Below are 18,057 nucleotides of genomic sequence, written 5' to 3'. Positions count from 1 at the left end.
TTGCGCCGAAGGCATTGCTTCGGCAGGATGGGTGAAGATTGCGACTTCGTCGGGCAAGATGGCGATGAGGCTTTCGGGCCATGCAGTTCGTCTCATAATGCGCCCTCCTACGAGGCTGCCTCGCCGATCGGCGCAGTTGCCGGCTTAGGTTCGCGCGCGCCGAATCTGCGGCGCTCCAGGTCCTCCAACAGCAGGCGTGCGGTGATGCGCGCGCCTTCATAGATCACGGGTAATCCGCTGCCGGGATGGGTTCCGCCGCCGACTAGATAGACATTGCGGCCAAAGCGATTGTGCGGCCGGAAATAGAGCATTTGCGTCAAGTTGTGCGCAAGGTTGAAGGTAGCGCCCTCGAACACCGCAAACTCGCTTTCCCAAGCCCGTGGCGTCACGACGCGCTCGAAGCGGATGCGGCTCTCGAGATCGCCGAGACCGAGAATCTTCAGGCGCTCCAACACAAGGCTGCGGTAGCGCGGCGCCTCGCTGGCCCATTCGAGTCCGCAGCGCAGATTGGGCACCGGCACGAGCACGTAAAGGCTGGTGTGGCCCTCCGGCGCCATGGATGGATCGGTAGCGCCGGCATGCTGCACATAGATGGACGGTTCCGCAGGCAGGATCCCGTTGGTGACCTCGTGGATGTTGCGCTCGTAGTCCCGCGACAGGAGGATCGTATGATGCGCGAGATCGCCAACATCGCCTTCAATGCCGAGATAGAGCATGAAGGTCGAGCAGGAGATCTTTGCGCGATCGAGCTTCCTGTTTTTCCAGCGCGGGCGCATGGCTTCCGGGACAAGGCGACCCATGGCATGGCCGAAGTCTCCGTTCACCACGACTGCAGCGGCTGCGAACCGCTTGCCGCCCGCCTCGAGCCCGACTGCCTCGCCGTCGTCGTAGACGATCCGCTCTACCGGAGTGTCCAGGCGGATATCGACGCCCATCTTGCGGGCGACATTCGCCATCGCCTCGGAGACGGCGCCGCAGCCGCCGATCGGGTGAAAAACGCCGTGCTCATATTCGAGAAACGAGAGAATTGTGAACAGGCTCGGGCACTGGAACGGAGACATGCCGAGATATTTCGTCTGGAATGAGAAGGCGAGGCGCACACGCGGATCGGCGAAATAGCGCTTGAGATCGCTGTCGACGCTAGAGAATGGCCGGAGCTTCGGCAGCGCCGCGAGCATTGCCGGTGAAAAAAGATCAGCCGGGCTTGAGAAGGATTGCTCCAGCACCGGCCGGAAAGCTTCGAGCTTCTTGCGATTGTCGTCGAGAAACCGGCGCACGTTGCGCGCATCCGCAGGCGCGAGTCGACCGATCTCCCGTTCGAGCCGGTCCAGATCATAAGTGGCGCGAATGGAACCGCCGCCCTCGAAGATGAGGTGGTATTGCGGGTCGAGACGCCTGAGCTCGATATGATCCTCCAACCGTTCGCCGCAGGCTTCGAAGATATCCTTCAGAACGCGCGGATACAGGAAGAAGGTTGGGCCGATATCGAACTTATAGCCGCCGGGCGCATGGATCGTGCGGGTACGCCCCCCCACAGCGGGGTCTCGTTCGAACACGGTGACGGGCACGCCCTTGCGCGCCAACAGCATGGCGGAGGCAAGCCCTCCCGGGCCAGCGCCGACAACGGCGACCTGTGAGGGTGGGGAGGGATTCAACATTGAGCGGAAGCCCTCAGCGTTCGCAGGACCATCCGCAAGTGAGCTAGAGCAGGCCATCCCGCCTTGTAGGGGTGCACGTGAAGCAAATGCCATCCTTCACGATTGTGCAAAGACGTACAAAGCTTAACAGCTGCCAGAGCTTCGGAGGGGCTCTTCCCCTTACCCCTCTTGCACGTCCTCACGTTGCCATGCTCACATGATCGTGATTTCGGTAGAACCCTTGCTCGACAGGCAATGTATCGCGTCTATCTTCTTGCATCCGGGCGGAGAGAGCAGAAGGCTGATGACGAGCGGGATGCAGGACGGTTCTTTGTTGTGTCAGCCTGTCGTTGTTGAATCCAGTCCCAATAGCGTCGCTGCATTGCTCCTGGCGCCGTCAGGGCCTGCCGGCCCATGAGCGAGAGCGCCACAACGGCCTATGAGGTGCTGCGCGCCGCTGACGACCGCGACGGCGGACTTCCAGTGAAGGCTCGCGAGAAGCTGCTTACGCGCTTGGAGCGTGCGACCATCGACGCTCGTGATGCCATTGCTGCTGCCATCGACGGAGACTTTGGCGGCCGTAGCCGGGAGGAGACGCTCGTCGCCGAGGTGCTCGTGACCGTCAATGCCATTCGGCACATACGGCCGAGGATCGCGCGGTGGGCGAAGCCGCGGCGTGTAGCGGTGGGGCTTCCGTTCTGGCCGAGCCGCGCCTGGGAGGTTCTGCAGCCGCTTGGGGTGGTGGGTGTGCTCTCACCCTGGAATTACCCCTTTCAACTCGCTGTGTTGCCGCTCGTTTCTGCTCTGGCGGCAGGCAATCGCGTGATGCTGAAACCGTCGGAGCTTGCGCCGCGCACGGCAGATCTCCTTGGCGATCTCTTGAATGATGCCCTCGGACCTGAGGTTATACAGGTGGTCACAGGTGGCGCGGACGTGGCCGAGGCTTTCACGCAACTCCCCTTCGACCATCTTTTCTTCACTGGCTCTACACAAACGGGGCGGCGGGTCATGGCGGCTGCCGCTGAGAATCTCACTCCGGTGACCCTCGAGCTTGGAGGCAAATGCCCGGTCGTGGTGATGCCTGATGCAGATCTCCGCGAGACAGCGCGGTCCATCGTCATGGGCAAGGGTCTCAATGCAGGTCAGACCTGCATAGCTCCTGACACTGTACTCCTCGTCGGCGTCAGCCGAGAGGCCTTTGAGACCGCTTTGCGCAAGGCGGCGGCCCGTTATTATCCGAATGGCTTGCCCACCGGGATCGCGTCCTTCCGGCACAAGGCGCGGCTCGATGCAATCTTGGCCGGCGCGGAAGTCAAGCCACTGACACCGGTTGGGCAGGGGGAACGGCCGGGTCAGCTGATCATCACGCCGGTTCATCCCGGATCAGAACGGTCTCGTGAGGAGATCTTCGGACCGATCCTAGCGGTCGAGACGATGACCAGTCTTGACGAGGCGATGAGTTGGATCCGAGCGCGTCCTTCACCACTCGCCATTTATCTCTTCACGCGAAGCCGCAAAGCGGAACGCAGACTGCTCGCTTCCAGCCGGGCTGGGGCGCTCGTGGTCAACGGCACTATAATCCAGGCAGCCATCGACGGACTCTCCTTTGGCGGAGTTGGGGCCTCGGGGATTGGCCGCTATCATGGCCGCGCCGGCTTCGAGACCTTCTCGAATCGAAAGTCCTATCTACGCGCAAGTCGTTTCTCGCTCGCACGCCTGCTCGACCCGCCGTACACGGAACGGACCAGAGCCCTGCTCGCTCGGCTTTTCCGGTGAAGCGAATCAGGGGTTGTCAAAAGGGGACAGGTTGCCCGTCCCAGGCAAGGAAGCAACCCGTGTACGCCGCGGTTAGATCATCCACGACAGCAAGAAGCCTTTCGGCAGAATAGGCCGGTGAGAACGCCTTCTGGATCTTGCTGCCACTCTGAAAGGGCTGGCTCAGAGCCGTATCGACCGTTCCAGGGTGAAGGGCGACACACACGGCTTCCGGCTTTTGGCGACCGAGCTCGATCGCAATGGTTCGTACAAACTGGTTCAGGGCTGCCTTCGACGCCCGGTAGCCGTACCAGCCCCCGAGGCGGTTGTCCTCGATGCTGCCGACTCGCGCGGAGAGAATAGCAAAGACGCTTTTGCCCGCTTTCGGCACAAGCGGAAGCACATGCTTGGCCACGAGGGCCGGACCAATCGCATTAATGCGGAAGCTCCGGGCGAGATGCTCCGAATCAAGGCTGCGATAGGTCTTCTCGGGCTGAAGAGTGGTATCGTGGAGCAGTCCTGTGGACACCAGGATGAAGCGCAGAGGAGCGCCGTCAACAAGCTGCGCCGCTGCGGCGGCAATGCTCGCTTCATTCTCAAGGTCGATCCGTCCCACCCGCACACCAGCCCAGCCTTGGTCGGATCCCGAGCGTGAAAACGCATGAACGGTATCAAACCCCTCGGACGCAAGAAGGGCTGTGACAGCGGAACCGATGCCGCCGGATGCGCCGATGATAAGGGCCCGGGCCGGGCGTTCGAGACTGTTCAAGAGGAATGAGGTTGAGGAGGATGGAGGCATCGCAATCACCCGTCCCTTGCGGCATGAGTTCAGGCTTGGATGATCTGCATTCTGACGGCGTAGCGAACCAGGTCGGGCAGGGAGTTGAGCTCCAGCTTCCGCATCGCGGCAGTGCGATGCGTCTCCACCGTCTTGACGCTGAGGTCCAAGAGGCGCGCGATCTGCTTGTTGCTCTTGCCCTCGGCGAGGAGTTGCACGACCTCGCGTTCGCGTGAGGTCAATCGCTCAGCCGTCGGACCCTCGAGCATGACCTGTCCCCCTTTGAGAAAGCCGTCCAGGACAACTGCCGACACACGCCCGGCGAAGTAGGGGTTTTTCTGCGATAGGCTTTCGACCGCGGGGATGAGCTGACGCACCGCATCGGACTTGAGCAGGTAGCCCCGGGCGCCAGCACCCAGCACCTCCCTGATCAGCTCCTCGCTCTCGTGCATCGTGAAGATCAGGACTTCGGTGTCCGGCAGGGCCTGCCGGATCCGGCGCGTCGCTTCGAGGCCGTTGAGCTCGGGCATGGACAGATCGATGACCGCCACCTGGGGCCGATGCTGGAGGGCGAGTTCCACGGCTTCCCTGCCATTCGAGGCTTCCGCACAAACCTGCCAGCCTACATGTTGCTCCAGGAGATCCTTGAGGCCACGCCGGACGATATCGTGATCATCGGCGAGAAGTATGCGAAGCATGATGGATCCTAACCGGCCGGTGGGTCTGCATCTTGGGACATCGGGGCTGCTCAAAGCGGTTGATCTGAATCCGCGAGCGTGATCGGCACCTTGGCGCTCACGTGGGTACCCGAAGGGCTCGAGCGGATATCGAGCCGGCCGCCGAGTTGCTCGAGGCGCAGCCTCATGCCTGAGATACCGACACCGATCTGTCGGGCTTCCTCGCGGCCGGCTTCCACGAGGCTCCCGAGCCCTGTGCCACCATCCACGACGTCGAGCTGAACCATATCCTTGGTTCGGTACAGAGCAAGCCGTGCCCGCTTGCTGCCCGAGTGGCGGTGGACGTTCGACAGCGCCTCCTGGGCGACCCGGTAGAGGGCGGTTGCAGTGGGCCGGGGCAATGGCTCACCGCTGTTCTCGATGCTGATGGCGACCTGAATGCCGCTACGCTCTGAAAATCCTCTGGCGAGCCAGCTCAAAGCGGCCGTGAGTCCGACATCATCGAGGAGCGGCGGGTGGAGCAGATAGGACAGCGTGCGGACTTCTTGAAGGCTCTGCTCCGCCAGTTCGAGGGTCTCCACGAGGACGCGGCGGGCGGGTTCCCCCGCATCGCGCAGCCCCTCGTGCAGACGCGTCGCGTTCAACGTGATGGCCAGGAGGTTTTGAGCCGTGGTGTCATGGAGCTCTCGTGCAATGGCGCGCCGCTCCTCGTCTTGCAGATGCATGAGGCGCCCGCTCAGCCGGGTCAATTCCTCCTGCGTCCGTTTCACCTCGGTAATGTCTTCATGCGCGATGACGATCCGGCGTGTCTGCGCCTGGTCCGGCCGGGTTACCCGAAGCTGGAACCAGCGTGGCCCCTGCGGGCTGCGGCAGGGATACTCCATCCGGAACTCGGAGCGGTCGCCGGCCATGATGTCCCGCAATGCCCCTGCGGTTCGCGAAGCATCCTTCGACACAGCGGCGGCCGCTTCGCAGACGGCCAAATAATTCATCCCGACTCCGTGGTTCGCGTCGGCATAGCCGGAGGCGTGGGCGAAGGCGCGCCAGGCCTGGTTGACCGCGATGATCGTCCCGGCTTCGTCAAGCACCGCGATATGGGCCGACAGGGCATCCAGGGTGGAGCGCAGCAAGGTCTCCGCCTCCACGTCGGGTGCGATCAGGGTCGGCAGGCTGTGGGCCTGCGGCGCCTTTGTGGCCGCGCGACGCCGCTTTCGGGATCCCGGCTGCTCGACGGATGGGGCATCGTTGGGGGTGAGATGGTCCATTCTGGCCTCAAACTCGGCTGTGCGCCGCTGTCGCTTGAGGACATAGGGCGGATGCGCGTGGCCTTCCCATGGCAACAAGAGTGAAAGCGCGCCTCTACAGTGATTTTCCGGCTCCACTCAGGAAACTCCCGATGCAAGACGGGCCGGGCTCCGGACATATCCATCGAAGCTGGCGCCGGTGAACCGACAGGGCGCAGCGATCAGAGGATAGAACAATGAACGCGAAGTATAGTGCTTACGCCGTAGCTGCCATGCTCGTCGCGGCAAGTCCGGCCGCAGCGGCGGACATCGTTGAAACCGCTGTCAGCAACGGCAGCTTCAAGACGCTGACGGCCGCCCTTCAGGCCGCCGGACTTGTCGAAACCCTCAAAGGCAAGGGTCCCTACACGGTCTTCGCGCCCACCGACGAGGCGTTCAAGAAGCTTCCGGCCGGAACGGTCGAGACCCTCCTGAAGCCTGAGAACAAGGCCCAGCTCCAGAAGGTGCTGACCTATCACGTCGTGTCGGGGAACGTCATGTCCGGCGACCTCAAGGGTAAGACGACGAACGCCAAGACCGTCGAGGGCAGCACTGTGCGGATCAATGCGAGCGGCAACATCGTCAAGGTGGACGATGCGGTTGTCACACAGGCTGACGTCAACACATCGAACGGCGTCATCCATGTGATCGACAGCGTGATCATGCCGAAGTCGTAAGGATCCTCAAAGCTTGGGGATGGCGCCGCGCCGCCATCCGTTTTCACGCGACCCAATGATCCCGCGATCGTGATCGATCTGGTGCACCCATGGCGTGCAGCGCTTGCGCCTAGCCTCCTATAGCGCCGTCGCGCCAGACCAGAGGACTCTCCATCTGCGGGGATCGCCACTTTCTGCTTGAGGAGTTCAGCTATGTCTTATCATTATGACTTCGGATTGGACTATTGGCCCTTCGGGTCCTTCGGAAACGACAGAGTCACCGTCGATGAGGACGGCAGCGTGGTGTTCACTGGGTTCGGCCGCGACACCGTTCGGGTGCGCGCTGACGATGCCACCGTCGATCTTGGCTTCGGCAGAGACGTCGGCCGAACTTATGGCGACGATGCTGTCGTGAATGGCGGCTTCGGCCATGACCGCCTCCTGGGGGGCGACGGCACCGACTCCCTGTGGGGGAATTTTGGCGATGACGTGATCCGCACCGGCAAGGGCGCGGACTACGCGCTCGGCAATCAGGGCAACGACCTGACCGACACAGGGGAGGGGCTTGGCCTTCACTTCGGTGGCGCCGGAGCCGACACCTTCTTCATCGGCCAGGAGATCGTCGGCAACAATGCGCAGGATACCGTGATCGCGCTCGATTTCGGGAATGGTCACGACAGGCTCGATATCGCCCCGGAGATCCTCGCCAATATCGCAAGCATCGCGGAAGGGAAGGTTGACCTCGTGCCTGTGCTCGCCACCTTTGAGGCGGAGGGGCTCGGCGTCTCCGAGGTGGGGCAGCGCCTGTCCCAGACGTTCCTGGGCGATTTGGCGTTCCGCGAGGTCGCCCGATTCCTTGAGCAATTCCCGCCGAATCAGCAGGGCCAAGTCCTGGTTGACGCCACCACCGTCACGACAAATGAAGGCGATACCATCATTGCCCTGGGTGTGACGGAAGATCAGCTCCTCGCCGCGGTTGCCTGATGTTGATGCATTCCGCCGGACGCGGGTCCTTCACCCGCGTCCGGGTATTACCTTCGGTTCGCGCTCAGCGACTGAGATGGGGAGAACTCCTGGTCGAGCGGGGCACGACATCTCATACTGGACAATCCGACGATGGGTGCACAAATTCAGACCCATTTTTGCCCGCAATCTGCGCCAGCTGCGGCCTCGCCGATCAGTACTTAGCACCTGGATAAGCGAGGCGCGACACGGCTGAGCGCGAGATGCCGGGCACGCTAGCCGAGACGATTGTGGTCAATGATCCTGCCGCCATGCGCGAGGCGGCCCTGCTCGGACTTGGTGTCGTCCTTGCTGGCGGTCCCGGATGTGTTGCCTCAGGTCGACAGTGGCCACCTCGTGCGGCTTGTGCCGTGCTGGTACTCTGATGCCGGGTCAATCTCGCTCTACTATACCAGCCGCGCTTTCGTCGACTTCATCGCCGAGGGGCTGTGTTGCACGGATCGGTTGGTGGACGTACTGAGCCCACCCCAAGCCTTTGCTTAAGCGATGCGGACGGACTTCGGGAGTTAAACCGGAATTTAGGTGATGGGGTCGATCAGGCGACGTTGTGTGTTGGCGTCGGAAGGATCTCGGCGCCGTCCTTAAACCTGACACCGGCAATCACCTTCGGCAACTGGTTTTCGCCCATCAGTCGCCGCCAGCTTTTCGAAGCCGCCATGATGAGCTTGAACACCATCAGCCGGGCCGTTGTCGGCGACAACGCGCCCTTGGTGCGCACGGTCCGATGCCGGACCGTGGCGAACACACTCTCAATTGGGTTCGTGGTCCGCAGGTGGATCCAGTGTTCGGCCGGCCAGTCGAAGAAGGCCAGCAGCGCTCGCTGATCCTTGCGCACGCACTCTACCGCCTTGGGATAGCGCGCCTGATAGGCCTCGGCAAACAAATCGACAGCCACCTCGGCCTGGGCTCGTGTCGGCGCGAGATAGATCTCCCGCAGGGCCGCCTTCATGCCGGGCTGCACCGATTTCGGCACCTTGTTGAGGACATTGGCCGTCTTGTGCAACCAGCACCTCTGATGGTGCGTGCCCGGAAAGAGCTCGTCGAGTGCCTTCCAGAAGCCGAGCGCCCCATCCCCGACGGCAATCCGGGGCGCAATGGACAGGCCCCGCCGCTTGATCTCGACCAGAACCTCACGCCAGCTCTGGGCGCTCTCGCGCACGCCGGCCTGGAAGCCGACCAGCTCCTTCCTGCCTTCCGGCGTGGCGCCGATCAGCACCAGGATGCACTCCGCCTGATCTTCCATCCGGGCCTGCAAGTAGACGCCATCGGCCCAAACATAGACGTAGCGGCGGGCCGACAGGTCCCTGGTCTGCCAACGCTCGTACTCGGCCTGCCATTCGCCCGTGAGCCGGGTAATCACCGAGGGCGAGAGGTTGGGCGCGTCCTTGCCGAGCAAGGCTGAAAGCGCCTCCTGGAAGTCGCCGGTGGAGAGCCCACGCAGATAGAGGATCGGCAGCAAGGCATCCAGGCTCTTCGTCCGACGGGCCCATTTCGGCAGGATCGCCGAGGTAAAGCGGATGCGGTCCTCTCCCGCAGCGCCGCGATCGCGGATCTTAACCCGGCTGACTTCCACCGGGCCGATGCCGGTCTGGATCGTGCGCTCGGGGCCATGGCCGTGCCGGACCAGGCGCTCGCGGCCGTCCGGCAACTTCAGATCGCGCATGCTGGCGAGAAAGGCTTCGGCTTCGATCTCGATGGCCTGGGCCAGCAGCTTGCGGGCGCCGGTCTGCAGAATATCCGTCAGGGGATCGTCAATCGTATCGGGCTGACGAAGGCGGACAAGGTTGGTAGTCTCGGTCATGACGTATCGCTCTCTCGAAGAGGTTCTGGCAGGCTGGACACCCGCCTCGATACGTCGCCGTTCTCAAACCGTCATCACCCACATTCCGTCATAGCTCTCCTCTGAGCCTGCGCTTGGTCGAGGAGATGCTGCTCGAACGCGGTATCGTGGTATCCTACGAGACGATCCGTCGGTGGGGCAAAAAGTTCGGATCCGCTTATGCCCGGCACCTCCGTCGCAAGCCGCCGCGCCCGAATGATATTTGGCATCTGGACGAGGTGGTCATCAGCATCGCTGGTAAGAAGCACTGGCTGTGGCGGGCTGTCGATCAGGACGGGTACGTGCTCGATGAAATTGTCCAGTGCCGCCGCAACACCAAGGCAGCCAAGCACCTGCTGACCCGACTGATGAAGAAGCAAGGCATGGCCCCCAACCGCATCATCACCGATAAGCTGGCTTCCTATGGTGCCGCTAGGAGGCAGGTCATGCCAGGCGTTGAGCACCGGTCCCACAAGGGTCTAACCAATAGGGCTGAGAACTCGCATCTCCCACTGAGAAAGCGGGAGCGGATGTTGCAGGGCTTCCGGTCTGCGGGAGGCCTGCAGCGGTTCACGTCAGTCTTTTCAGCCGTCAGAAATCTGTTCGTTCCACCCCGTTCGCGCCGGTCTGCCCTCGTCACCCACCTTTGTCGCCTCCAGGCCATGACAGCATGGAAAGCTGCGGCAGGCGTTCTCGCCTGAAATCAACGAGGGCGGGCATATTGCCGCCTTCCCAGGTTAACGTGACATCCCCTCAGAATGCGCATGATGCGAGAAGTTGGAGCTCGAATGACAAACCGCTCCGGGTTTTTCGACCTTGGGTTGGGGGCCGCCCCGCGGGAGGGTAGGACGGGCCGCAAGGGTAGATGCGTAGTCTTCGGAGTTGCCAGAGTTCGCCGCTTTCGTCGCTCACCAGTCGCCCAAAGATCCGTCCCTACGATAACTCTCAGCGATCCAATCGCCAGTAGCAGATGGCATTCTCGACAGTGCATCTTCTTCCAATTCTATCCCGAGACCCGGCGACGACGGAATCTCTGCCCATCCGTCACCCCTATTTTTCAGCGATACTGACGCGAAGGCGGTGAACGCGTCGTTCACGTCATGACGATGTTCGAGGATCACGAAATTCTGTGCTGCAGCTGCAAGATGCAAACTTGCTTGAGCCTGGACCGGACCATTCGGATTGTGAGGCGCGTAAGCTACTCCATAGGTTTCGGCCATTGCTGCGATACGATGCATCTCCGAAATGCCGTAGCAATTGGAGGCATCGGGTTGGACGACATCAGCAAGTCGCCGCTCGAAGATCTCGCGGAACTGCCATCGGCTGTTGTAGCGCTCACCGGTGGCGACCGCGATCTGAAACTTTTCCTGTACCCTTTGCAACGCGCCGACATCCTCCGGCGCGGTTGGCTCTTCGATCCACAATGGTGCGGTGTGACGAACCGCTGCTTCCATCTGGACGGCTACAGATGGTGAGCACCGTCCATGGAAATCAAGGCAGAATACGCCGTCTTCCCCCAATTCGTCACGGACCGCTTCACAGCAGGCTGCGACAGCTCGATAGGCTGAAGGGCCTTCCAACGAATTAACAGCAGGCAATGGGTAAAATTTTACCGCGTTGTATCCCATAGACATCGCAGCTCTGGTACGATCTCGGAGTTCGTACGGGTCGTCGCACAACCCGATATTTGCATAGAGCCAGACGCGGTCGCGCACCGATCCCCCGAGTAGGTTGTGAACAGGCGCGCCGTAGAACTTTCCCTTGATGTCCCACAAGGCCATATCGATTGCCGAGACAGCGGATGACAAGATCGGCCCCGCTTTCCAGTAGGAGTGGCGCACCATCCTCTGCCACACGCGGGCGATCTCCAAAGCATCCATTCCGTGCACCAAGGTGCCGAGTTCACGTATAGCTGCCGCTACCGACTCCGCCTTGCCGGGAAGGGATCCCTCTCCCCAGCCCCACACGCCGTCTTCCGTCTCGACTTTGGCGAAACACAGATCGGACATCGGTCCCCTCACGGGGAACGATTTGATTGATCTAATCTTCATTCGTCAGCGTCCTTGATATCGCGTCATGCCTGGGCGAGCGACGCCCAGTTACTAACTTCCAGGCGCGCTTTTCGCTGGCCTACGTCGACAAGGGCGTGCGCAAGCTTCCGGCTTTCCTCGATGACGTGATCATTGATAGCAATTTTGGATAAATCGGGCGGCGTCAGCCCGCGCCAGGCCCCGCAGATGTATCCTGCCATGCATGCGATGGTGTCGGTATCGCGTCCGAAATTTGCGCCAAAGATAATGGCTTGCTCGGGATCGCCCTCTGCAAAAAGAGAAAGCGCCAGGGCGGCGGGTACGGTCTCACGCGAGTCGCAGGAAATCTGCTGCCGGAACGAGGCATGATATCGTGAACGAAAATCCTCGAAACTGGATGCCGCCTGCGCAAGCGCACAAGCATCCTTGATCAACCTGATCATTTCACTACCGCTCCATGGCTTCAGATAAACCGTGGACGTTTCGACAACCTCCTCAATCGTCGAAGCACCACCAAGCGCGGCAGCTATCGCACTCGCCATAGCCGCAGCCCCGTCCTGACAAAACGCCACTTCATCAACATGCAAGAAAGAGGCGATTTCTGATGCTTGCTGAGCCGCCATCTGCGGGTTACCGGCATTGACGATCCCCACGGGTACGATCGCCATCGCAGAGCTGGAACTCGGCATGTTGCCAATAGCCACCCGCCGTGGAAGGGAGCCGCGTTCGACCTTTGTCAATGCGTGAATGACTGACGCAAAGAACTTTTCGATCTTGTCGCCGAATATGAGCTCACGATGGTCCAGGCATTCCTTTGCCCAGTCATCTGACGTCGCGAACCCATCGGTTCGGATGAGCGCCTTGGCGATCATAAGCGCCATGATCGTGTCGTCGGTGCCATCGCCTTCGTAAGTGGTCACCCAACCGAACTTTGCGGTGATCTCATCCGGCTCGAGGTTTTCCGTTGGCGTCCCCATGGAGTCGCCGAGACGACCATAAGCCATGGCCGCTGTTGCGCGCTCAACTAGCTGCTCCTTGTGCAGCTCGACTTTCGTTAACATCTGCTGTCCTATCGTATTGTCTGCTGTTGGTATAAAGGGAGGTGTCGGGACTAAACCGAAGGCGGATCGCCAAGTAGGTCGACTATCTGCGGCATAAAGAGTTCGCCGTGGCCCTGGGCGACAAACGAGGCCAAGGTATTTTTCAGCGCCCCTTGGATCGGGCGGGGTGCTCCGGTCATGTCTTCGAAGTAGTCGAGGTCCTTTTGGGCGTTTCGGATCGCGAACTTGAAGTTCATTTGTCCTTCGTTCACCCAAGGCATGATCTGCTGGAGCGCGCCGCTGTTCGCGCCGCCCTGGCTTGCAAGGCGATGAAGCAGTTCGGTGTCGATCCCGGTCGCTCGCGCCGCTGCGATCGCCTCGCTGACCACCAAAGCGCAACCAATTGACAGAAAATTGTTGATAAGTTTCAGCCGGTGGGCTGAGCCGACTGGGCCGCTTAGAAACACATTCTCGGCGAAACGGTCGACTAAGGGACGAGCCCGCGCGATCGACTTCTCATCGCCGCCCAAAATCACGTTCAGCGTCCCGGCTTCGGCTTCTTTGGAACTGCGTGTCAAAGGCGCATCGATGAAGGCGATTCCACGTCTTTCCAAAAGCTTGGCGAGGTACTGTGTCGACTTCGGGTTGGAGGTGCTCGTGTCGACAACGAGCTGCCCCTTACGCATATGCTCGGAAAGGCCACCCTGCCCAAGCATGGTCTCTTCGACCTCGACAGACGATGGCAAGCACAGGAAAATCACGTCGGCTCGTTCCGCGAGGTCACGCAAGGATTCAACCTCGATTGCGCCTAACGAGGCAAGGCTATCCACGGGCTGACGGTTTCTATGCCCCTTGATGAGGACTGGAACGCCCTTTTGGACAAGGTTCTTGGCCATGCCATGACCCATCGGTCCCAGACCGACAAAACCCACTACGTCACTAGAATGATCCACGTCCATGTTTCCGCCTTTGCAAGTTGGATGCTTACTTGAGCTTCAGACGAAGCTCGGTGCTTGCATCAAAGAGATGTGTTCGGTCGTCCGATATAGAGAGCGCGACCATATCCCCGCGGCCAACGCTCACCCGGTCTCTAACGACCAAGGTGACACTTGCACCCCCGACCTCAAGGAGCAGGGTGGTCTCGGAGCCGGTCGGCTCGACAATGAGAACACGGGCCCTGATGTCTCCGCCCAGGGACATATGCTCTGGCCTCACGCCATAGATGACCTGCTCGCCGGGCCTGCAGGCAAACCTGGGATCTATTGGAAAGGCGCAGCCGCCGGGTCCGACGAACGCCAGGCCGGATGCATTCTCCACTATGGTGCCTTTCAGAAGATTCATCGCCGGAGAGCCGATAAAACTCGCGACAAAGGCATTTGCGGGAGTATCATAAAGATCAAGCGGCTTTCCGACCTGGGAGACCAGTCCATCCTTCATGACTACGATCCGATCAGCCATCGTCATGGCCTCAATTTGATCGTGTGTCACGTAGAGAGTGGTGGTTTTCAGTGTTTGATGTAGGGTCTTTATCTCCGCCCGCATTGCGACACGCAGCTTCGCATCGAGATTGGAAAGAGGCTCGTCGAACAGGAAGACTTGAGGGTCGCGCACAATTGCCCTGCCCATGGCGACACGCTGTCTCTGGCCGCCAGAAAGCTGACGGGGATAGCGATCGAGATACGGCTGGAGGCCTAGGATCTGCGCGGCTTGATCGACCTTCTGCCTGATAACCGCCTTGGAAGCGCCTTTGAGGCTGAGCGAGAAACTCATGTTCTCTGAAACGTTGAGATGCGGATAGAGCGCGTAGTTTTGAAACACCATCGCGATGTCTCGTTCTTTCGGGGCTTTCCGGTTGACCACGTCGTTCCCGATCATGATTTCGCCGCCTGTGATCGTCTCCAGACCCGCGATCATTCTTAACAAGGTAGACTTCCCGCATCCGGACGGCCCGACCAAGGCGGTGAAGGTTCCGTCGTCGACTTCGATGTTGACACCGCGCAACACTTCAAGTGCGCCGAACGATTTCCGAGCATTGACGGCTTGTACTGACGCCATGTTTATCCCCTTAGATTGTGCTGACGGGCTGAGACGTATGGCTAGCCTTTGACTGCTCCGCTCGACACGCCCTCGATAAAGCGACGCTGGAGGATGACGAAGAATACAACGACCGGGACTGCGATTATTGCTGCAATCGCCATCTGTTCAGGCCAGTTGCTCGAGAACCGCCCTATCAGCTGGTAGAACCTTGCTGTTGCCGTAGCGGCTTCACCTGTCTGCAGAAATGTCACGGCAATGAGGAATTCGTTCCAGGCGCTCAACCCGGTGATTAATGCTACGGTGATCAAACCCGGCTTGATCAGCGGAAGAATGACACGAAAGAAGATCTGCGACTCCGATGCACCATCAATACGGGCCGCTTCTTCCAGCTCCACCGGGATTTCAACGATGTAAGTCCGCAGGAGAAACAGAGCAAAGGGTGTGAAGATAGCAGTGTAAATGTAGATGACGGCAAGCGGTTGGTTGATCAGCCCCAGCCAACCCATAACGAAGTACAAGGGGAAAATGTACATCTGTATGGGGATTGTCGTTGTCACCAGAAAATACAGGCTGATCAAGAACCACCCCGGAACGCTGCGTCGAGCGACCACCCAAGCGGCCATTGAGGTAACGGTACAGACTGAAAGGACCGTGCCCAACGAGATCAACAGCGAATTGAAGATTGCTCTGCCCAGATTGGCCGCGGCCCATACCTTCGCAAAAACGCCCCAGTTCGGATTTTCTGGCAGACCGATTGGGTTAAGGAATATCTCAAAGTTCGTCTTGAGGCTGTTGAGCAGCATCAAAACGAGGGGGTAAAGGATGAAGAAGGCCGCGAAACCAAGGATTACGTAAACCAGGATCTTCGCACGGCTCTGGCTCTGGAATTCCATCTTAGCGCCTCTCCGTCCTGACTTGAATGCGCAAGTAGACTATGATCGCGCCAAGCCCCACCAAACTCATCATCACCGAATAGCTGGAGGCATAGCCAACTGCGAACTGCTGGAAAGCTGTTTTGTAAGCCAAGGTCCCGAGCACCTCGCTGGCAAATCCCGGACCGCCTTCCGTCATGATGTAGATCCAATCAAAAACCCGGAACGACCAGATTATCGTCATCAGCATCATGAAAAGGACCGTCGTCCGGATGGAGGGCAACAAGACCTTGGTGAAGACCTGAAACCGAGTTGCTCCGTCGATGAATGCGGCCTCCACCAAAGATTTGTCGACTTGGCGAAGGGCACCGAGATAGATAACGGTCAGGTATCCCCACCAATGCCACATGTCGACGAACAGGACACCCATGAGCGCCGTTTCCGGGGCGGCGAGTGGATTGCTGACCGGAACTCCAATCCTCTGCAGGTAGCCGAACATCCCGGTCGTCGGCGAGTACACCATACCTTTCCAGATTTGGGCGAGAACGACCGTTGCAATCGTTGACGGGAGAAAGAAGACGACTTGAAAAAGCGTTCGTCCGACCCTCACCATCAGCAGAAGCATCGCGATCAGGAGGCCGAGTATCATTGGAAGCGTAACGTACAGCGACGTGTAGAGGAGGTTGTTTCGAAGTGCGGCCCAGAACTTGGCTTCTGAAAAGAGTCGGGCGAAGTTCGCAAAGCCGATAAATTGCGGTGACTCGAAACCGTCCCAGTTGGTAAAGGACAACGTTACCGTCACTATCAGGGGCACCAGCACGACCGAGAGACTGATCAGCAGAGCGGGGGCCACAAATAGCATTCGAATGAAAGCGGCCCGATCAAGAGGCTCGCGCGGCGTGACAACGCGAACCTCTGCGATGCGATGAAACCTTGCCGCGTCCACCATGGCCGCTTGGGTTGTTTCAGATGCCATCTTCCGTCGCCTCAGCTACGGGCTGGCGGGAAGGTGACCACACGAGCCGCCAACTCTTCCTGAAAGACCTTGTCGACGTTCTCACAGAACTGTCGTGGCGTGATGGATCCTAACCACACCTCTTCTATGCCGCCCTTCATGTAGTCATCCGTCTTGGGGGGCCAGAACGACCAGGGCGTGTAACCGTATGTACCTTCAGCGAGAGCTTTGGCGGTTGCCGTCCGAATATCGTGCGCCAGCTTGGCAATTGGATCCGTCGGTTCAGGACCCGTCTTCAACAAGGGAATGTCCCATTCGCCTTGCCAGCCGTTCGAGATGGTTGAGACAAAGCTCGGATCCACCATAAGATCCATTACGCCCGCCGCAGCGTCTTTGTTTTTTGAAGTATTGTTGATTGCGATATGAGAACCGATTCCGTAGGGGAAAACCGGGTAGGGCGCGTTTTCACTAAATTGAGGCAGTGGCGTATAGCCGAGTTCCGCTCCGGTTTTCGCGAATGATTCCGGAACCCAAGCGAACGCCCAGGTGCCCTGCATCGCCATGCCGTACGCACCTGCAGCCATAAATGTGAAGGCCTGTTGGCTGTCTAAGGAAAAGTATCGTGGCCCGCCGAAATAACCCTTGTCCCACCATGCCTTCAGCATCGAGATACCGTCTACAAAGACGTCATCGGTCCAACGTCGCTTTCCGATCAGCGCCTCGTAGACGGCTTCGGGGCCAGAATAGCAGTTCCAGATGACGCTGACATAATGGCGGTTAGTGTAGCGTGCGCCGGAGTTTCCTGAAGCAATGGGGATGATCTTCTTCGACAGCATGTCATCCGCGATTTTCGTGAATTCCGCATTTGTTTTAGGAGGCACGTAACCGTTTTTGTCAAAAAGGGTCTTGTTGAAGTATAGGACTTGGACTTCCTGGGTCTTGGGCAAGGCATAGAGTTTGCCATCCACTTTTCCGAGAGAAAGGGCGAAGGGATCGATCTTGGCCTCCCAGCCGAACTTCGCCGCGTATTTGTCAAGTGGCGCAAGGCGCTTGCCTCCGACGAAACGACCGGTCCAAGCCGGACCGTTTGTCAGAACCAAGTCAGGACCGCTGTTGGCTGCGAGAGAAACAAGTAGTTGGTCGGCAAGACCTGCGCCCCTGAATTCAATGTTCAGAGCTGTGCCCGGATTTGCCTCCTCGAATTTCTTCGCAAGAATGGAGATAAGAGCGGCCTGTTGTTCCGGCGTCGCCCCTTCATACCAGAAGCTTAAGGCTTTTGCGTCTTGCGCGCTGACGGTGCGTGCAAGGAGCGCCGCGATGCTCATTCCGACGGTGCCCTGCAAAACGGCACGCCTGGTGAAATCCAGTTTGCTCATTCAAGTCCTCCCGTTGTTTACCTCCGCCGGCACGAGACCTCCTCGTCTCCGGGTTCCCCCGCCATGGTGCTGGGAGATAGCGGTACTATCCGCCTTGCGTTGAACGTAGCCGATCGATA

General features: G+C 59.7%; 16 protein-coding genes. 4 read left to right on the top strand and 12 right to left on the bottom strand.

Annotated features, from left to right (window positions below; translation table 11 throughout):
- Positions 1-107 precede the first annotated feature (107 nt).
- Positions 108-1,658, bottom strand: a complete 1,551-nt coding sequence (gene crtI / locus BB934_RS38850) for a phytoene desaturase family protein (protein WP_099515039.1) — start codon at positions 1,656-1,658, stop codon at positions 108-110.
- Between the two features lie 393 nt (positions 1,659-2,051).
- Here crtI and BB934_RS38845 point away from each other — a divergent pair, with 393 nt between their 5' ends.
- Positions 2,052-3,413 (top strand): aldehyde dehydrogenase family protein, encoded by a 1,362-nt coding sequence (locus tag BB934_RS38845; protein ID WP_099515038.1) that lies wholly within the window; start codon positions 2,052-2,054, stop codon positions 3,411-3,413.
- A 16-nt stretch (positions 3,414-3,429) separates the two neighbouring features.
- On the opposite strand, the gene BB934_RS38840 is transcribed toward BB934_RS38845, so the two are convergent.
- Genes BB934_RS38840 through BB934_RS38830 form a run of 3 tightly spaced genes read right to left on the bottom strand, consistent with a single transcriptional unit; the run spans position 3,430 to position 6,112 of the window.
- On the bottom strand, positions 3,430-4,191 hold the full coding sequence (locus BB934_RS38840; RefSeq protein WP_099515037.1) for an SDR family oxidoreductase: 762 nt from the start codon (positions 4,189-4,191) through the stop codon (positions 3,430-3,432).
- Between the two features lie 29 nt (positions 4,192-4,220).
- Positions 4,221-4,868, bottom strand: coding sequence for a response regulator (locus BB934_RS38835; protein ID WP_099515036.1), 648 nt, complete (start codon positions 4,866-4,868; stop codon positions 4,221-4,223).
- 50 nt (positions 4,869-4,918) lie between these two features.
- On the bottom strand, positions 4,919-6,112 hold the full coding sequence (locus BB934_RS38830) for a sensor histidine kinase (protein WP_099515035.1): 1,194 nt from the start codon (positions 6,110-6,112) through the stop codon (positions 4,919-4,921).
- A 215-nt stretch (positions 6,113-6,327) separates the two neighbouring features.
- On the opposite strand from BB934_RS38830, the gene BB934_RS38825 reads away from it, so the two are divergent.
- The gene (locus tag BB934_RS38825) at positions 6,328-6,807 is read left to right on the top strand and encodes a fasciclin domain-containing protein (protein ID WP_099515034.1); all 480 of its coding nucleotides are present in this window, start codon (positions 6,328-6,330) and stop codon (positions 6,805-6,807) included.
- A 192-nt stretch (positions 6,808-6,999) separates the two neighbouring features.
- Complete coding sequence (locus tag BB934_RS38820) at positions 7,000-7,770, top strand: calcium-binding protein (protein ID WP_099515033.1); 771 nt, start codon at positions 7,000-7,002, stop codon at positions 7,768-7,770.
- A gap of 574 nt (positions 7,771-8,344) precedes the next feature.
- Here the strand turns inward: BB934_RS38820 and BB934_RS38810 are convergent.
- Positions 8,345-9,610, bottom strand: a complete 1,266-nt coding sequence (locus BB934_RS38810) for an IS256 family transposase (protein ID WP_099515032.1) — start codon at positions 9,608-9,610, stop codon at positions 8,345-8,347.
- 5 nt (positions 9,611-9,615) lie between these two features.
- Here BB934_RS38810 and BB934_RS38805 point away from each other — a divergent pair, with 5 nt between their 5' ends.
- Entirely contained in the window at positions 9,616-10,329 is a 714-nt protein-coding gene (locus BB934_RS38805; RefSeq protein WP_418294837.1) for an IS6 family transposase, read from the top strand.
- Positions 10,330-10,536: 207 nt separating this feature from the next.
- On the opposite strand, the gene dgoD is transcribed toward BB934_RS38805, so the two are convergent.
- From dgoD to BB934_RS38770, 7 genes are all read right to left on the bottom strand, one after another.
- The gene (gene dgoD, locus BB934_RS38800) at positions 10,537-11,637 is read right to left on the bottom strand and encodes a galactonate dehydratase (protein ID WP_237050724.1); all 1,101 of its coding nucleotides are present in this window, start codon (positions 11,635-11,637) and stop codon (positions 10,537-10,539) included.
- 65 nt (positions 11,638-11,702) lie between these two features.
- Positions 11,703-12,719, bottom strand: a complete 1,017-nt coding sequence (locus BB934_RS38795) for an ADP-ribosylglycohydrolase family protein (protein WP_099515030.1) — start codon at positions 12,717-12,719, stop codon at positions 11,703-11,705.
- 50 nt (positions 12,720-12,769) lie between these two features.
- Positions 12,770-13,594 (bottom strand): NAD(P)-dependent oxidoreductase, encoded by an 825-nt coding sequence (locus BB934_RS38790; protein WP_162299268.1) that lies wholly within the window; start codon positions 13,592-13,594, stop codon positions 12,770-12,772.
- 88 nt (positions 13,595-13,682) lie between these two features.
- Positions 13,683-14,753 carry an ABC transporter ATP-binding protein gene (locus BB934_RS38785; RefSeq protein WP_099515028.1) on the bottom strand — a complete coding sequence of 357 codons (1,071 nt, stop codon included), beginning with the start codon at positions 14,751-14,753 and terminating at the stop codon, positions 13,683-13,685.
- Between the two features lie 41 nt (positions 14,754-14,794).
- Positions 14,795-15,628 (bottom strand): carbohydrate ABC transporter permease, encoded by an 834-nt coding sequence (locus BB934_RS38780; RefSeq protein ID WP_099515027.1) that lies wholly within the window; start codon positions 15,626-15,628, stop codon positions 14,795-14,797.
- 1 nt (position 15,629) lies between these two features.
- Entirely contained in the window at positions 15,630-16,583 is a 954-nt protein-coding gene (locus BB934_RS38775; protein WP_237050723.1) for a carbohydrate ABC transporter permease, read from the bottom strand.
- A gap of 11 nt (positions 16,584-16,594) precedes the next feature.
- A complete protein-coding gene (locus BB934_RS38770; protein ID WP_099515026.1) occupies positions 16,595-17,938 on the bottom strand; it encodes an ABC transporter substrate-binding protein in 1,344 nt (447 codons plus the stop codon).
- Positions 17,939-18,057 lie beyond the last annotated feature (119 nt).

This window comes from Microvirga ossetica (assembly GCF_002741015.1).
Taxonomy (GTDB): domain Bacteria; phylum Pseudomonadota; class Alphaproteobacteria; order Rhizobiales; family Beijerinckiaceae; genus Microvirga; species Microvirga ossetica.
Note: the sequence above shows the minus strand (reverse complement) of the source record. Positions and strands in the feature narration are given on the sequence as shown.

Excerpts from the sequence above, each read along its gene's own strand:
- crtI (WP_099515039.1), bottom strand. The coding sequence starts at position 1,658 with ATGTTGAATCCCTCCCCACCCTCACAGGTCGCCGTTGTCGGCGCTGGC.
- BB934_RS38845 (WP_099515038.1), top strand. The coding sequence starts at position 2,052 with ATGAGCGAGAGCGCCACAACGGCCTATGAGGTGCTGCGCGCCGCTGAC.
- BB934_RS38840 (WP_099515037.1), bottom strand. The coding sequence starts at position 4,191 with ATGCCTCCATCCTCCTCAACCTCATTCCTCTTGAACAGTCTCGAACGC.
- BB934_RS38835 (WP_099515036.1), bottom strand. The coding sequence starts at position 4,868 with ATGCTTCGCATACTTCTCGCCGATGATCACGATATCGTCCGGCGTGGC.
- BB934_RS38830 (WP_099515035.1), bottom strand. The coding sequence starts at position 6,112 with ATGGACCATCTCACCCCCAACGATGCCCCATCCGTCGAGCAGCCGGGA.
- BB934_RS38825 (WP_099515034.1), top strand. The coding sequence starts at position 6,328 with ATGAACGCGAAGTATAGTGCTTACGCCGTAGCTGCCATGCTCGTCGCG.
- BB934_RS38820 (WP_099515033.1), top strand. The coding sequence starts at position 7,000 with ATGTCTTATCATTATGACTTCGGATTGGACTATTGGCCCTTCGGGTCC.
- BB934_RS38810 (WP_099515032.1), bottom strand. The coding sequence starts at position 9,610 with ATGACCGAGACTACCAACCTTGTCCGCCTTCGTCAGCCCGATACGATT.
- dgoD (WP_237050724.1), bottom strand. The coding sequence starts at position 11,637 with ATGTCCGATCTGTGTTTCGCCAAAGTCGAGACGGAAGACGGCGTGTGG.
- BB934_RS38795 (WP_099515030.1), bottom strand. The coding sequence starts at position 12,719 with ATGTTAACGAAAGTCGAGCTGCACAAGGAGCAGCTAGTTGAGCGCGCA.
- BB934_RS38790 (WP_162299268.1), bottom strand. The coding sequence starts at position 13,594 with ATGGCCAAGAACCTTGTCCAAAAGGGCGTTCCAGTCCTCATCAAGGGG.
- BB934_RS38785 (WP_099515028.1), bottom strand. The coding sequence starts at position 14,753 with ATGGCGTCAGTACAAGCCGTCAATGCTCGGAAATCGTTCGGCGCACTT.
- BB934_RS38780 (WP_099515027.1), bottom strand. The coding sequence starts at position 15,628 with ATGGAATTCCAGAGCCAGAGCCGTGCGAAGATCCTGGTTTACGTAATC.
- BB934_RS38775 (WP_237050723.1), bottom strand. The coding sequence starts at position 16,583 with ATGGCATCTGAAACAACCCAAGCGGCCATGGTGGACGCGGCAAGGTTT.
- BB934_RS38770 (WP_099515026.1), bottom strand. The coding sequence starts at position 17,938 with ATGAGCAAACTGGATTTCACCAGGCGTGCCGTTTTGCAGGGCACCGTC.